The sequence below is a fragment of the Streptomyces sp. NPDC051041 genome (assembly GCF_044456065.1).
GTDB classification, from domain to species: Bacteria; Actinomycetota; Actinomycetes; order Streptomycetales; family Streptomycetaceae; genus Streptomyces; species Streptomyces glaucus.
In genome coordinates, this window is record NZ_JBITFM010000007.1 from 309952 (window position 1) to 324841 (window position 14890).

Sequence of the window (14890 nt, forward strand, 5' to 3'; positions counted from 1 at the left end):
TCGTGCGCCCGGCGTCGGCCAGGGGTCCGCCGCACTCGCCCCGGCCGGGCGACTCCGGTACGTGTTATTGACGCTGACGGACTTTCAGGTCTACAACTCTTCTCGTTTCCCCGGATCCGTGGCGCCGGATCCGTTCCCGCGGCGCAGCCCGCGTTCCCGGCCCGTTTCCCCGTACGGCCGTACGTCACCGCCCGAGCCCGGCCCGCCCGGCCTCGGCGCGGTCGCTCTCGCAGCTCCTCCCCCCACTTCCGACGTACGAGAAGAGGTACCCGCATGCGTACGCGCACCCTCCTCACCCTCGCCGCCGCCGTCGCCGCGCTGTCGGTCCCGGCGGCCGTACCCGCCTCCGCCGCCGACACCCCCGTCCTGACCACCGGATCCGCCGACGGCGCGCCGGTCGCGGCCGGCGACACCCTCACCGCGTCGCTGGCGAGCGGCACCAGCGCCACCTTCTACTCCAGCGCGACCGGCACCAGCGGAGTGTCCTGCGCGTCCTCGCAGTTCACCGTCACCGTCACCGACAACCCGACCGCCCCCGGCACGGCCACCGAGTCGCTCACCGCCCACACCTTCGGCAGCTGCACCAGCAACGTCACCGGTGTGCTCGGCGTCAACGGCATCCGGATCGACCAACTGCCGTACACCACCGCCGTCTCCTCGGACGGCACGGTCACCGTGACCCCGCCGAGCGGCTCCAGCGTCCGGGCCACGGTCGCGCTGCGCACCCTGCTGGGCACCGTCACCTGCGTCTACCAGGCGCCCGGCCTGTCGGGAACGGCGAGCAACACCGGCAACAGCATCACCTTCACCGACCAGCACTTCACGAAGGTCTCCGGCTCGGCGCTCTGCTTCGGCAACGGCTACTTCACCGCCAGGTACGCCCCGGTGACCGACGGCGGAGCCGCGGTCTTCGTCAACTGACCGCTGCCCGGCAGGAGCCGGTACGGCCGTGGGCCCAGGGCCGGGCGGGCGCAGGCGGAGGCCGGCGCGGCTCCCCGGTCCGCCCGGTGGCCCGCGGCCCGCGGCTGATCCGGTCGCGGCCGGCGGGGAGCGGGGCCGGCCCGGACCAGGGCGGCGTCGGCGGACGGAACCGTCGGCGGCCCCTGCCCCCTCGGCTGCTCTCCTCGGCCGGCGACCGGAGCCTCATCCGCGCTCGCGCAGGTACGCCTCCAGCTCCGCGGCCCCGGCCAGCATCGCCCGCCCCCGGGCGGACAGCCGGCCCTGCCAGTCGCGCAGGGCGGCCCGGAGCGGCCCCGGCCCGCCCGCCTCCCGCACCCGGGCGATCAGCGGGGCGATCTGCTCCAGCGGGTAGCCGCCCCGCCTGAGCTGGTGCGCCAGCCGGGCGTCCCGCACGTCGGCCTCGTCGTACACGCGGTACCCGGTCCGCGGATCGCGGCGCGGACGCACCACCCCGGCCCGCTCCCAGGCGCGCAGCGTCGCGGGCCGGATGCCGAGCTTGTGGGCCAGCGGCCCGATGAACGTGCCGCCCGCCCCGGACACCGGGGCCGGCCCGGACCCCGCACCGGGCCCGGGCGCCGTGCCGGACTCCAGGTCGCCGAGGGCGCGCTCCACGGCCCGCAGGGTCCGCCGGTCGTCGAGGAGCTGGGCGTGGCTGTCGTCGATCAGGTGGAACGCCTCGTCGACCGCGCCCCGGTTCACGGCCCGCATGATCGACGCCGCCGTCCGGTGGCCGTGGCCGGGCACCAGGGCGAGGAACGCGCGCAGGGCCTGCGCGTGCAGCGGGGTGTAGGCGCGGTGGCCGTGGGGGGTGCGGTCGGCGGCCGGAAGGACGCCGGCCTCCTCGTAGTTCCTGATCGCCTGCGTGGACAGACCGTGCCCGCGGGCCAGATCAACCGGCCGGAGCCGTCCGCCCCTTTGAAGGTTTCGCCCCATGCGGCCGAAGGTATCGCGGAAAAGTCTCAACCGAGAGTTCAACGATAGCGTTGAAGGCATGGCCACTGTCGTCGAGAACGCCGTCCATGCCGTCGAGGCCGCCGCCGTGATGAGGCTGCTCCCGGCCCGGCCGCGGCTGCTCGCCCTGGGCGAGCCCACCCATGGCGAGGACGCTCTGCTCGGCCTGCGCAACGAGCTCTTCCGGCAGCTCGTCGAACAGGAGGGCTACCGGACGATCGCGATCGAGAGCGACTGCCTGGCGGGCCTGGTCGTGGACGACCACGTCACCTCGGGCACGGGCGCTCTCGACGAGGTCATGGAGCGCGGATTCAGCCACGGCTGGGGCGCCTTCGCGGCCAACCGCGAGCTCGTGCGCTGGATGCGCGCCTACAACGACGGCCGGCCCGCGTCCGAGCAGGTGCGCTTCGCCGGTTTCGACGGCCCGCTGGAGATCACCGGTGCCGCGAGCCCCCGGCAGGCCCTCACCGCGCTCCACGGCTACCTCTCGGCCCGGGTGGAAGCGGACCTGCTCCCCTGCACGGCGGAAACGCTCGACCGCCTGCTCGGCGACGACGACCGCTGGACCGATCCCGCCGCGATGACGGATCCGGCCCGGTCCGTGGGCCGGTCGCCCGAGGCCGGGCGGCTGCGGCTGCTCGCCGACGACCTGGTGGCGCTGCTCGACGCGCAGACACCGCACCTCGTCGAGGCGACCTCGCGGGACGACTGGGACCGGGCGCGCCTGTACGGACGCACCGCCACCGGCCTGCTGCGCTACCACTTCCGGATGGCCGACGCCGCACCGAGCCGCATGGCGCGGCTGATGGGGCTGCGGGACCAGATGATGGCCGGCAACCTCCTCGCCCTCGCCGAACGGGGCCCGGCACTCCTCCACGCCCACAACGGCCATCTCCAGCGGAACAGGAGCGCGACGCGGATGGGCGGGACGCCGCTGGAGTGGTGGAGCGCCGGCGCGATCGTGAGCGCCCACCTGGGCGAGCGGTACGCCTTCCTGGCCACGGCCCTCGGCACCATCCGGCACCGGGGAGTGGACGCCCCGCCCCCGGACACCGTCGAGGGACTCCTGTACGCGCTCCCGCAGGACCGCTGCGTCGTCGACGCCCCCCGGCTGGCCGCCGCCCTCGGGGACACCCGGCCCGCTCCCCGCGTGTCCCCCTGGTTCGGCTACTCCCCGCTGGACCCGGCCCACCTCGCGGACAGCGACGGCCTCGTGTTCGTCAAGGACGTCCCGCAGGGCTGACGCCACCGTCGGCGGTCCGGCCCGGCGGTCCGGCCCGGCGCGGAACGGATCACCGGCCGGCCCGCCTTCCGCACGGCATCGGCGCGAGTAAGATACCGCACAACCCGTTTCATTCCGTGGGGAGGGCCGGCACGTCCTGCGAAAACGCAACCGCAGCTACGCTGCGATGAGTTACTGTGTACGTCGGGTTACGAACAAACGGCACGACCCGTTCCTTTCTCGTTCCCAGGAGAGTTCCGCCGATGGCGAGGCAGTTACGCGCCGAGCAGACCCGCGCGACGATCATCACGGCCGCCGCTGACCTGTTCGACCGTCACGGCTACGAATCGACCAGCCTCAGCGACATCGTGGAGCACGCCCACGTCACCAAGGGCGCGCTGTACTTCCACTTCGCGGCCAAGGAAGACCTGGCCCACGCCATCATGGAGCTGCAGTCCAGGGCCTCCCGCCAGCTGGCGAGGGAGATGGACAGCCGGGGACTCACGTCCCTGGAAGCACTGATGCGCATCACCTTCGGCCTCGCGCGGCTGTCCGTCGAGGGGCCGATCCTGCGGGCCGGCCTCCGGCTCGCCACCGGGGGAGTGCCGGTGAAGCCACCGCTCCGGCACCCCTTCGAGGAGTGGATGGACATCGTCACCAGCAGGCTTCTCGGCGCGGTCAAGGAGGCCGACGTCCACCCGGACATCGATGTCGACGCCGTCGCCCACTTCCTGGTCTCCTCCTTCGTCGGCACCCGCGTCGTGGGCCGCACCCAGGAACCCGTGGCCCGGCAGCCCCGCCGGCTGGCCGAGATGTGGCACATAGTGATCCGGGGCCTGGTGCCGGTGACCCGCCGCGCCCGCTACCTGAGCCTCGCCGCGCGGCTGGAGCGGGAGGCCGGGCTCGCCTGAACCGCGTCCGGGAACGGCGGGCCGGGCGGGCCCGCGCGCTACGGTGAGGCGTATGCCCGACATTCCGTCCGCGCCCGTGATCCTCGGCGACGAGCCCGGGTCGTTCCCCCGCAGCGTGCTGGCCGAGCGGCACCCCGCGATCATCCGTCAGGTGCGGGACGCCTTCCCCTACGGCCCCGACCAGCACCGTGCGCTCGACGCGCTGCTGGCGAACTGCACCGAGGGCGAGATCGAACCGCTGCCCGCCGACGCGCACGACCGGGACCGCTGGGTGGCCTGGGGCATGGACGAGCACGCCGGCCGGTCCTGGTTCGACGTGCCCTGGCTGTGGTCCGAGAGCTACTTCTACCGCCGGCTGCTCCAGGCCGTCGGCTACTTCACCCCCGGCCCCTGGCAGGGCATCGACCCCTTCCGCCCCTTCAAGCGCGCCGAGCTGGACGCCCCCGGGACGGACGAGGAACTGGCCGCGCTCGACGACCTCGCCGGCCGTCCCGCCGACGAACAGGAAGAGGCCCTGCTGCACGGCTCCCTGTGGGGCAACCGCGCGGACCTCGGCTTCCGCCTGTCCGCCGAGGGCGCCACGGCCGCGGCCGCCGCCCCCGGGCTGGTCGCCGACGACAGCGACGCCCTCCGGTCGCTCCTCGGCGCCTCCGGCACCGGCACGCTGTGCCTGGTCGCGGACAACGCCGGCCGCGAACTCGTCCCCGACCTGCTGCTCGTCGCCCACCTCCTCGCCCGGGGGCGCATCGCGCGGGCCGTCCTGCACGTCAAACCGCACCCGTACTACGTCTCCGACGCCACCACCGCCGACGTGGTCGACGCCCTGCGCCGGCTGACCGGGGCACGGGGAGCCGCCGCCGCGTACGGGCACCGCCTGTGGGCCGCCATGGCCGACGGCCGCCTCGCCGTCCGCGCCCACCCCTTCTCCTGCGCGCCGCTGCCGTACCAGGCCATGCCGCGCGACCTGCGCGAGGAGTTCGCCGCGGCCACGGTCACCGTCGTCAAGGGCGACCTCAACTACCGCCGCCTGGTCGGCGACCGCCGTTGGCCCCCCACCACCCCCTTCGCGGCCGTCACCGCCCACTTCCCCGGCCCGGTCGCCGCGCTGCGCACCCTGAAGTCCGACGTGATCACCGGCCTCGACGCCGGTACGGAAGCCCGGCTGTCCGCCGCCGAGGGGCAGCGGTGGCGGACGAGCGGCACACACGCGCTGATCCAGGTGCGGGGCTGACCGGCGGGCTCACCCCGCCGCGCCGGCGGCCGGCGCGAACGTCGGCGGACGTTCCCGGTCCCGCCTCGATTCACGCGATGGTGTGATCGGGTCCGGCCCCGCGGATGGCGCGGGACGGCCACGGGTAGCCCCCGGCCATGACGCAGCAGCCCTTCGAACTCCCGCACTTCTACCTGCCGCATCCCGCGCGGCTGAACCCGCACGTCGACGAGGCCCGCGCGCACTCGGCGGCGTGGGCACGCGAGATGGGCATGCTGGAGGGCTCCGGTGTCTGGGAGCGGTCCGACCTCGACGCGCACGACTACGGCCTGCTCTGCGCCTACACCCACCCCGACTGCGACGGCCCCGCGCTCTCGCTCATCACCGACTGGTACGTGTGGGTCTTCTTCTTCGACGACCACTTCCTGGAGCGGTACAAGCGCACCCAGGACCGCGCCGCCGGCAAGGCCCACCTGGACCGGCTGCCGCTGTTCATGCCGCTCGACCCGTCGACGCCCGTACCGGAGCCGGAGAATCCGGTCGAGGCCGGTCTCGCCGACCTGTGGGCGCGCACGGTGCCGTCGATGTCGGCCGCCTGGCGCCGCCGCTTCTCCGTCGCCACCGAGCACCTGCTCAACGAGTCCCTGTGGGAGCTGTCCAACATCAACGAGGGGCGGATCGCCAACCCCGTCGAGTACATCGAGATGCGCCGCAAGGTGGGCGGCGCGCCCTGGTCGGCCGGGCTCGTGGAGTACGCGACCGCCGAAGTGCCCGCCCGCGTCGCCGGCTCCAGGCCGCTGAGAGTGCTGACGGAGACGTTCTCCGACGCGGTGCACCTGCGCAACGACCTGTTCTCCTACCAGCGGGAGGTCCAGGAGGAGGGCGAGCTCAGCAACGGCGTGCTCGTGCTGGAGACCTTCTTCGGCTGCACCACGCAGGAGGCCGCCGACACCGTCAACGACGTCCTCACCTCCCGGCTGCAGCAGTTCGAGCACACCGCGTTCACCGAAGTGCCCGCGCTGGCCCTGGAGAAGGGCCTCACCCCCGCCGAGACCGCGGCGGTCGCGGCCTACGTGAAGGGCCTGCAGGACTGGCAGTCCGGCGGCCACGAATGGCACACGCGCTCCAGCCGCTACATGAACGAGCGTGCCCGCTCCCGCACCCCCTGGCAGCTCCCCGCCGGGCCCGGCACCTCGGCCGCCGACGTCGGGGCACTCCTCGCCGCGGCCGGCGCCGAGCGGCTGCGCGCCTACACCCACGTGCCGTTCCAGCGGGTCGGCCCGTCCCTCCTGCCCGAGCTCCACATGCCGTTCGAGGTGAGGCTCAGCCCTCATCTGGAGGGGGCGCGCGAACGCATCCCCGGCTGGTGCCACCGTATGGGCCTGCTCTCCGAAGGCGTGTGGGACGAGGACAAGCTCACGGTCTACGACCTCCCCCTGGCCTCGGCCGGCATGCACCCCGAGGCGGGCCCGGAGGAGATCGACCTCATCACCCGGTGGCTGGTGTGGGGCACCTACGCCGACGACTACTACCCGGCCGTCTTCGGGCACCGCCGCGACCTGGCCGGCGCCAGGCACTGCACCGAGCGCCTGTCGGCGTTCATGCCCCTGACCGGCGAGCCGGTCCCGCCGCCGGCGAACGGGCTGGAGCGGTCCCTGGCCGACCTCTGGGCGCGGACGACCGCCGCCATGACCCCGCGGCAGCGGCTCGGCGTGCGCGACTCGGTGAACGCCATGACCCACAGCTGGCTGTGGGAGCTGTCCAACCAACTGCAGAACCGCGTCCCCGACCCCGTCGACTACCTGGAGATGCGCAGAGCCACCTTCGGGGGCGACTTCCACCGGAGCCTGAGCCGCCTGGGGCACGGCCCGGCCATTCCGGACCAGGTCTACCGCAGCGGCCCGGTGCAGTCGCTGGAACACTCCGCCACGGACTTCCTCATGCTCGCCAACGACCTCGTGTCGTACCAGAAGGAGATCGAGTACGAGGGGGAGTTCCACAACGGCGTCCTGGTCGTGCAGAACTTCTTCCGGTGCGACTACCCGACGGCCGCCGGCATCGTCGCCGACCTGGCCAACCAGCGCATGCGGCAGTTCGAGCACGTCTACGCGCACGAACTCCCCGTCGTCCAGCGGGACCTGGCTCTGTCGGAACGGGAACGCGCGGCGGTGGAACGGTACGTGGAGGAGCTGCGGAACTGGATCGCCGGCGTCCTCCACTGGCACCTGACCGTGGACCGTTACAAGGCGGACTTCCTGGCGCGTCGCGCCCACGGCTTCCTCCCGGACCGGCCGCCCGCCCTGCCCGTGCCCCGGCCGCCCGCGGCCGCGCCCGCGTACGGATGAGCCCGCGCGGTCACCCCGTCGCCGAACCCTTTCGTCCGGAATGCGGTGTTCAGGGAACTTCGCGGGGTGTGCCGGGGCCTCCGAGTGAAAGGAACGAACAAGTGGAACGCATGCGGGTGCTCGACCTCGACCGGCGTCATCGAGCGGACCACGACGGCGTCCCGGGGGAGCGGCCCACGCGGGCGGAGGCACCGGCGGGAACCGAACCGACGCCGTACGCGGTTGACCATCCCGCCCGTCCTGCGGCCTGCGTCCGGCGACGTCCTGCGCGAGACCGGGACCGCCCCGCGTCCGACCTGGGTGCGGCTGCACCCGCAGCTCCCGCCGACCCTGACGCGGGGCCGCGACGGGCACGTGCCCGGCCCGGCCATCGGGGTGCGGCGCGGACAGCGCGTCCGCATCGCCTGGACCGACCGCATCCCCGGGGACGGCGGGTACCCGGTCACCTCCGTCGAGGTGCCCTCGCGCGACCGGGGCACGCCGCCCGCCACCGCCGGGCCCGGCCGCGGCGGCGCCGAACCCGACGAGGACGTCGCGGCCCTGCCCGCCCGGTCGGTCACCCGCCTGCACGCCGCCCGGACGGGCGGCGGCAGCGACGGCTGGGCATGACGCGGCCCTTCGCCGTCCTGCCCCCGAAGGCGCTGGGGTTCGACCACGGCGGGGCGCACGGCGGCCACGGCGAGGGGCGCACGGGCTGATCCCGGACCGCGCGCCGCACGGCCCGCCGCGGCTCGCGCCGGGCGCCCGGTCCGGCGGCCGCGCCCCGGACACTCCCCCCGATCGGCTCGCGCGGCCCTTTCCCGCCGGGCAGGATGCTGTCCGTAGTCCCCTCACACGCCAGGGAGGCCCGGATGACCGGCAGTACGCCCGCGCCCTTCACCGCCGACGACTACCGGGCCCGGATGGAGCGCGCCGCGCGGGCGGCCGCCGAGGCGGGGCTGGCCGGGCTCCTGGTGGCGCCCGGACCGGACCTGGTCTGGCTCACCGGGTACGCGCCGCCCGCGGTCACCGAGCGGCTCACCCTGCTGGTCCTCGCCCCCGGCCGGGACCCCGTCCTCGTCGTCCCCGCCCTGGAGGCCCCGGACGCCGAGAAGGCGGCCGGGGCGGTCGTGCCGGCCCTGCGCGACTGGACCGACGGCGACGACCCCTACGCCGCCACCGCCGCACTCCTGGACGCCTCGGGACGGTACGGGATCAGCGACAACGCCTGGGCGATGCACCTGCTCGGCCTCCAGCAGGCGCTGCCGGGCACCTCGTACGCCTCCCTCACCGAGGCGCTGCCGATGCTGCGCGCGGTCAAGGACGCGTCGGAACTGGCCCTGCTGGAGGCCGCGGGCGCGGCCGCGGACGCGGCGTTCGAGGAGATCCGCAAGGTCCCCTTCGGAGGGCGCCGCGAGCGCGACGTCGCCGCCGACCTCGCCGATCTGCTGCGCCGGTTCGGCCACTCCCAGGTCGACTTCACCATCGTCGCCTCCGGCCCGAACGGCGCCGACCCGCACCACGAGGCCGGCGACCGCGTCATCGAACGCGGCGACATGGTCGTCCTGGACTTCGGCGGCCTCAGGGACGGCTACGGCTCCGACACCTCCCGCACGGTCCACGTCGGGGAACCCACCGACGAGGAGCGCCGGGTGCACGACCTCGTGCGCGAGGCCCAGGAGGCCGGCTTCCGGGCCGTGCGGCCGGGCGTCGCCTGCCAGGAGGTCGACCGGGCCGCCCGCGCGGTCATCGCCGGCGCCGGACACGGGGAGCGGTTCGTCCACCGCACCGGGCACGGCATCGGCGTCACCACGCACGAGCCGCCGTACCTGGTCGAGGGCGAGCCGCAACCGCTCGTGCCGGGCATGTGCTTCTCCGTGGAACCCGGCGTCTACCTCCCCGGCCGTTTCGGGGTGCGCATCGAGGACATCGTCACGGTCACCGAGGACGGCGGCCGCCGCCTCAACAACACGACACGCGAAATGGTCATAGTGGACTGACGGGCACCGGGAACCCGGGGCGGACGGGCACCGCGACGGCCTCCCGGGCCCGGCGCCGCCCGGCCCCCGACCCCGCAGCCCCGCAGCCCCCGACCGACAACGGCGCGATCCATGACCCAGGCACCGACACCCACCGCGGACACCGTCCGCCGACTGGTCCGCTCCCTGCTCAAGGAAGGCCCGGGCGACGCGGACGACACCGCCTGGCCCGACGTCCGGCCCGTCGCGGCGGGGGGCGGGCACGCCACGTGGTGGGTCGGCACCCGCCATGTGCTGCGCCTCGCCCCCGGCCACGAGGCCGCCCTGCGGCAGCGCCGCGAGCTGCGCCTGCGCGACCTGGTCCGCCCGCACGTCCCGGTCGCGGTGCCGGTGAGCGTGGCCCACGGGGAGTGGGCGCCCGGCATGACCTACACGCTGGACACCAAGGTGCCCGGCGGCTCGGGGAAGGGGCACGAGGTGTCGGCGCTCGGCGAGGCCGACCTGGCCGAGCTGCTCACGGGGCTGCGCGCGGTGCCCGTCCGCCAGGCCGAGGCCCTCGGCGTGCCGCGGGTCGCCCCGCGCTCCCTGGAGGCGCTGCGCCGCGCCGCCGAACGCGCCGCCCGGCGGCTCGCCGAGGCCGACGAGTTCGACCCCGCCCGCCTGGCCCAGCTCACGCCGCCGGCCGCGGTCCAGCTCGCCGCCCAGCCCGGTTCGGCCGTCCTCGTCCACCACGGGCTCACCGACGAGCACCTCGTGGTCGGCGCCGACGGGCGGGTGCGCGGCGTCCTGGGCTGGGCCGACGCGGTCGTCGGGGACCCCGCCGAGGACATCGCGGGGCTCGCGCTCGCCGTGGGCGCCCCCGCCGCCGTCCGCGCCGCCACCCTGGCCGGCTACGGTGCCCGCCCCTGCCTGCGCGGCCTCTGGCTCGCCCGCTGCGACAGCGTGGTCCGCCTCGCCGACGCCCTAGCCGGCCGCGCCGCGGGCCCCCTCCCGCCGCTGCGCACCCGGCTGCGGCGCGCCTGGGAGGCGATCCTGCTCGAACGGGTGACGGAACCGCGGGAGGACGGGGAGGACGACGCCCTCTGACGGCGCCCTCCGACGACGTCCTCCGGCGCCACCCGCGCCCTCCGGGCCGCCCTCACGACTGCAGCAGCACCACGCCCGACTCCCCGGGCAGCCGCAGCACCCCGTCCCCGCCCGGCGCCTCGACGGGCTCCCACGCGGCCAGCACGCGCGCGGGGCGGGCGCCCAGCGGGATCGCCGCCGGCCGCGTGCCGAGGTTCACGGCGACGCGGATGTCCCCGCGCCGGAACGCGAGCCAGCGTCCCTCCTCGTCGTAGGCCACCTTGGTGTCGGCGAGGTCCGGGTCGGTGAGGTCCGGCTGCTCGGCGCGCAGGGCGATGAGCCGGCGGTACCAGGCCAGCACGCGCGCGTGGGGCTCGCGCTCCGGCTCGGACCAGTCCAGGCAGGAGCGGTCGCGGGTCGCGGGGTCCTGCGGGTCGGGCACGTCCTCCTCCTTCCAGCCGTGCGCGGCGAACTCCCGCCGCCGCCCGTGCCGTACCGCCTCCGCGAGCTCGGGGTCGGTGTGGTCGGTGAAGAACTGCCACGGCGTGCCCGCCGCCCACTCCTCGCCCATGAACAGCATCGGCGTGAACGGGGCGGTCAGGACCAGCGTGGCCGCGCAGGCCAGCAGCCCGGGGGAGACCAGCGCCGACAGGCGGTCCCCCTGGGCGCGGTTGCCGATCTGGTCGTGGGTCTGGCTGTAGCCGAGCAGCCGGTGCGCGGCCGTGCGGGTGCGGTCCAGGGGACGGCCGTGGTGCCGCTCCCGGAAGCTGGAGTACGTGCCGTCGTGGAAGTAGCCGCCGGTGAGCGTCTTGGCCAGGGCGGCCAGGGGGGCGCGCGCGAAGTCGGCGTAGTAGCCCTGGGACTCGCCGGTCAGAGCGGTGTGGACGGCGTGGTGGAAGTCGTCGTTCCACTGGGCGTGCACCCCGAGGCCGCCCGCCTCGCGCGGGGTGACGACCCGCGGGTCGTTCAGGTCGGACTCGGCGATCAGGAACAGCGGGCGGCCCACCTCGGCGGCGAGCGCGTCCACGGCCGCCGACAGCTCCTCCAGGAAGTGGCACGCGCGCGTGTCGGCCAGCGCGTGCACCGCGTCCAGCCGCAGTCCGTCCAGCCGGTAGTCGCGCAGCCACGCCAGCGCGCTGCCCACGAAGTACGCGCGCACCTCGTCCGAGCCGGGCGCGTCCAGGTTGACGGCGGCGCCCCAGGGGGTGTGGTGCGTCTCCGTGAAGTACGGCCCGAACTGCGGCAGGTAGTTGCCGGACGGCCCCAGGTGGTTGTGGACGACGTCCAGGACGACGCCCAGGCCGAGTTCGTGCGCCCGGTCGACGAACCGTTTCAGCGCCTCGGGGCCGCCGTACGGCTCGTGCACCGCCCACAGCGAGACCCCCTCGTACCCCCAGCCGTGCCGGCCCGGGAACGGGCACAGGGGCATCAACTCCACGTGGGTGACGCCGAGTCCGACGAGGTGGTCGAGCCGCTCGGCGGCCGCGTCCAGGGTGCCCTCGCGGGTGTAGGTGCCCACGTGCAGCTCGTACAGGACCGCGCCGGGCAGCGGGCGTCCGGCCCACTCGGTGCGCCACGCGTACCGCCCGTGGTCGACGACCGCGCTCAGCCCGTCCGGGCCGTCCGGCTGGCGGCGCGAGCGCGGGTCCGGCAGCACGGGGCCGTCGTCCAGCGCGAAGCCGTACCGCGAGCCGTCCCGCGCCTCGGCCTCCCCCCGCCACCACCCCACCCGCTCGGGATCGCGTTCCATCGCACGCGTGACGCCGTCGCACCGGAGCGTCACACGGCCGGCCTGTGGTGCCCACACCTCGAACTGCACGGACGGTTCCCCTTCGTCTGCTCACCGTGATGTAGCCCGTCCATGGTGCGTCAAACGAGATCGTTCCGCTTTCGCATCCCCGGTTTTCACCCGCCGCGTCGCGCGGCGGGCCGAGCCGGACCCCGGCGCCCTTCCGGCGGAGTGCGCGCCGCGCCGCCCGGCGCGCACTCCGCCCGCCGCCCCCGCCGCCGCGCGGACCCCCGGAAGGGCCCCGGCTCTGGCCTGGGCATTACGCACCGTCGGCGCCGGTGGGCGGCCCCTGTCCCCGTCGCCGTCGAGGTGTTGACGTACCCCCGAAGTCGTGACTGACTGTGCGTACCCCGCGCACCCCGGGTGAACCGACGGCTTCGCAACGTGGAGGTGTGCCCTGCCGCCCCTCCACCGCTACCCGACCGTCGACGAGCTGGGCGTCCGGGCCGCCGCCCTGGCCGCCCGCCGTCCCCGCGACGCCCGGCTGCGCCGCGTCGGCACCTCCCGCGCGGGCACGCCCCTGTGGCTGCTGTCCGTCGGGCACGGCAGCCGCCAGGCCCTCGTCGTCGCCGGACCGCACGCCAACGAGCCCGTCGGCGGCGCCACCGTCCTGCGGCTGGCCGAACGCGCGCTGGGCGATCCCCGGCTCACCGAGGACGCGGACGCCACCTGGAACCTGCTGCTGTGCCTGGACCCCGACGGCCTGCGCCGCAACGAGGGCTGGCTCACGGGCCCGTACACCCTCGACCGCTACGCCCGCCACTTCTTCCGGCCCGGCTTCCTGGAGCAGCCCGAGTGGCTGCCCGACGGCGCGGCCGCGGCCACGCTGCCGGAGACCCGCGCCCTGCTCGCCCTCCAGGACGAGCTGCGGCCCTTCCTCCAGTGCTCCCTGCACGGCGTCGACGTGGGCGGCGGTTTCGCCGAGGTGACCCACGACCTGCCCGGCCTCGCCCGGCGGGTCGCGCACTCCGCGGCCCGCCTCGGCATCCCCCGCGAGCTCGGCGCGTACGACACCCTGTACTGGCCCGCCCTGGGGCCGGCCGTCTACCGGATCCCGCCGCCGCGCCGGGGCGACCTCGTGGCGGCCATCACGGAGGCCGCCGTCGAGTCCACGTGGAGCCACCCGCGCCGCTACGGCACCGTCACGGCCGTCGTCGAGGCGCCCATGTGGGGGGTGGCCGCCGTGGAGGACGGCTCACCGCCCGCGGACCGGGACGGGGCGCTGCGCGCCGTCAGCCGGACGCTGCGGCACGACACCCGGCTGCTGCGGGGCATCCTCGCCCGCGTCCGGCCCCACCTCGCCGCCCTGCCGGAAGCGGCCCGGCTGCTCGCGCCGGTCGACGACTACCTCCTGGTCTGCCCCGGCCTCGCCGACGCGTGGGACCCCGACACCGCCACCGGCGACGGCCCGGGACACGCGCTCCCGCCGCTGAGCACCGCCCACCTGACCGCCCTGCGCATCGCCGGGCGGCGGCTGGCCCTGCGCACGGCCGGGCTGCTGCACCAGCTGGTCACGGGCGCCGGGCGCGATCCGGCCGGGGCGCTGCCGGAACTGGACCGGCTCATCGACGCGTGGTGCGCCGACTACCGCGACGGCTGCGTGGCGCGCTGGATCCCGGTCGCACGCCAGGCCGAGTACCAGACGCGCGTGGTGCTCGCCGCGTTCGAACTGGCGGCGCGGTACGCACCCGCCCGCTCCCGTTCGGGTGAGCAGGGCTGGGGGTCCGGTGCCGCCGTGCCGATGCACCGGGAATGACGTACACCACCACCACGACAAGAGCGCTGCGGAGCGGCCTGCTGACGGCGGCCGCCCTCCTCGCCGCCTGCGCCACGCCGGCGTCGGCGACCGCCGGGGGCGCCCACGCGGGCACCTGGCTGCACCTCACGGTCACCCGGGGCGAGACCCCGTCCGCGGTCACGCGCGGCGCCCTGCTGCGCTGCGATCCGCCCCAGGGCCATCCCCGCGCCGCCCGGGCCTGCGCGGAGCTCGGCACGGCGAACGGCGACATCGCGGGCCTGCGGCCGCAGGACGCCCACTGCCCGATGGTCTACGCCCCGGTGACCGCCCACGCGCGCGGGCAGTGGCGGGGCCGGCCGGTCGAGTACACGGCGACCTTCCCCAACGGCTGCGTGATGGCGGTCCGGACGGGGTCGGTGTTCGCCCTGGACGGCGCGGGACCGAGTCCGTCGCACACGGCCTGACGGGCGTGGCGGGGGGGGGGGGGGGGCCCCGGGGGGGGGGGCGGGGCCCCCCCCCCCCGCCCGCCCCGGCCGGCCCCGGGGCGGGCCGCGGGCCGCGCCGCCCCGGGGGGGCCCGCCCGCGGGGGGGGGGCCCGGGGGGCCCGGGGGGGGCCCGCGCGGGCGGGGGGGGGCCGCCCCGGGGGCACCGGCCGCGGCGCGTGGGGGCGGGGGAGGGGGATGCGGGCCCGGGCATGACCAGACCGCCCCCATGTACTAGAGTTATCTCGACATCGAGATA

General features: G+C 75.7%; 11 protein-coding genes and 1 pseudogene. 10 read left to right on the plus strand and 2 right to left on the minus strand.

Annotated features, from left to right (window positions below; genetic code table 11):
- Positions 1-273: 273 nt before the first annotated feature.
- The gene (locus ACIBAI_RS15475) at positions 274-921 is read left to right on the plus strand and encodes a Tat pathway signal sequence domain protein (protein WP_399034398.1); all 648 of its coding nucleotides are present in this window, start codon (positions 274-276) and stop codon (positions 919-921) included.
- 222 nt (positions 922-1143) lie between these two features.
- Here ACIBAI_RS15475 and ACIBAI_RS15480 read toward each other — a convergent pair whose 3' ends face one another.
- Complete coding sequence (locus ACIBAI_RS15480; RefSeq protein ID WP_399034400.1) at positions 1144-1893, minus strand: TioE family transcriptional regulator; 750 nt, start codon at positions 1891-1893, stop codon at positions 1144-1146.
- Between the two features lie 58 nt (positions 1894-1951).
- On the opposite strand from ACIBAI_RS15480, the gene ACIBAI_RS15485 reads away from it, so the two are divergent.
- The 7 genes and pseudogenes from ACIBAI_RS15485 (at position 1952) to ACIBAI_RS15515 (ending at position 10643) form a co-directional block, all read left to right on the plus strand.
- The gene (locus tag ACIBAI_RS15485; protein WP_399034402.1) at positions 1952-3154 is read left to right on the plus strand and encodes an erythromycin esterase family protein; all 1203 of its coding nucleotides are present in this window, start codon (positions 1952-1954) and stop codon (positions 3152-3154) included.
- A gap of 242 nt (positions 3155-3396) precedes the next feature.
- Complete coding sequence (locus ACIBAI_RS15490; protein WP_399034404.1) at positions 3397-4044, plus strand: ScbR family autoregulator-binding transcription factor; 648 nt, start codon at positions 3397-3399, stop codon at positions 4042-4044.
- A gap of 52 nt (positions 4045-4096) precedes the next feature.
- On the plus strand, positions 4097-5275 hold the full coding sequence (locus ACIBAI_RS15495; RefSeq protein ID WP_399034405.1) for a damage-control phosphatase ARMT1 family protein: 1179 nt from the start codon (positions 4097-4099) through the stop codon (positions 5273-5275).
- A 137-nt stretch (positions 5276-5412) separates the two neighbouring features.
- Positions 5413-7599: a germacradienol/geosmin synthase Cyc2 gene (gene cyc2, locus ACIBAI_RS15500; RefSeq protein ID WP_399034407.1), complete on the plus strand. Its 2187-nt coding sequence runs from the start codon at positions 5413-5415 to the stop codon at positions 7597-7599.
- Positions 7600-7709: 110 nt separating this feature from the next.
- Positions 7710-8205: pseudogene (locus ACIBAI_RS15505) on the plus strand (phenoxazinone synthase); the annotation flags it as partial.
- 245 nt (positions 8206-8450) lie between these two features.
- Positions 8451-9578 (plus strand): aminopeptidase P family protein, encoded by a 1128-nt coding sequence (locus ACIBAI_RS15510; RefSeq protein ID WP_399034409.1) that lies wholly within the window; start codon positions 8451-8453, stop codon positions 9576-9578.
- A 111-nt stretch (positions 9579-9689) separates the two neighbouring features.
- Positions 9690-10643 (plus strand): phosphotransferase, encoded by a 954-nt coding sequence (locus tag ACIBAI_RS15515; protein WP_399034411.1) that lies wholly within the window; start codon positions 9690-9692, stop codon positions 10641-10643.
- 52 nt (positions 10644-10695) lie between these two features.
- Here ACIBAI_RS15515 and treZ read toward each other — a convergent pair whose 3' ends face one another.
- Positions 10696-12441, minus strand: a complete 1746-nt coding sequence (gene treZ, locus ACIBAI_RS15520; RefSeq protein ID WP_399034412.1) for a malto-oligosyltrehalose trehalohydrolase — start codon at positions 12439-12441, stop codon at positions 10696-10698.
- 367 nt (positions 12442-12808) lie between these two features.
- On the opposite strand from treZ, the gene ACIBAI_RS15525 reads away from it, so the two are divergent.
- Together ACIBAI_RS15525 and ACIBAI_RS15530 are read left to right on the plus strand one after the other, a co-directional pair.
- The gene (locus ACIBAI_RS15525) at positions 12809-14167 is read left to right on the plus strand and encodes a M14 family zinc carboxypeptidase (protein ID WP_399034435.1); all 1359 of its coding nucleotides are present in this window, start codon (positions 12809-12811) and stop codon (positions 14165-14167) included.
- Positions 14164-14613, plus strand: a complete 450-nt coding sequence (locus ACIBAI_RS15530; protein WP_399034414.1) for an SSI family serine proteinase inhibitor — start codon at positions 14164-14166, stop codon at positions 14611-14613. The genes ACIBAI_RS15525 and ACIBAI_RS15530 overlap by 4 nt, the downstream gene beginning before the upstream one ends.
- The last annotated feature ends 277 nt before the right edge of the window (positions 14614-14890 follow it).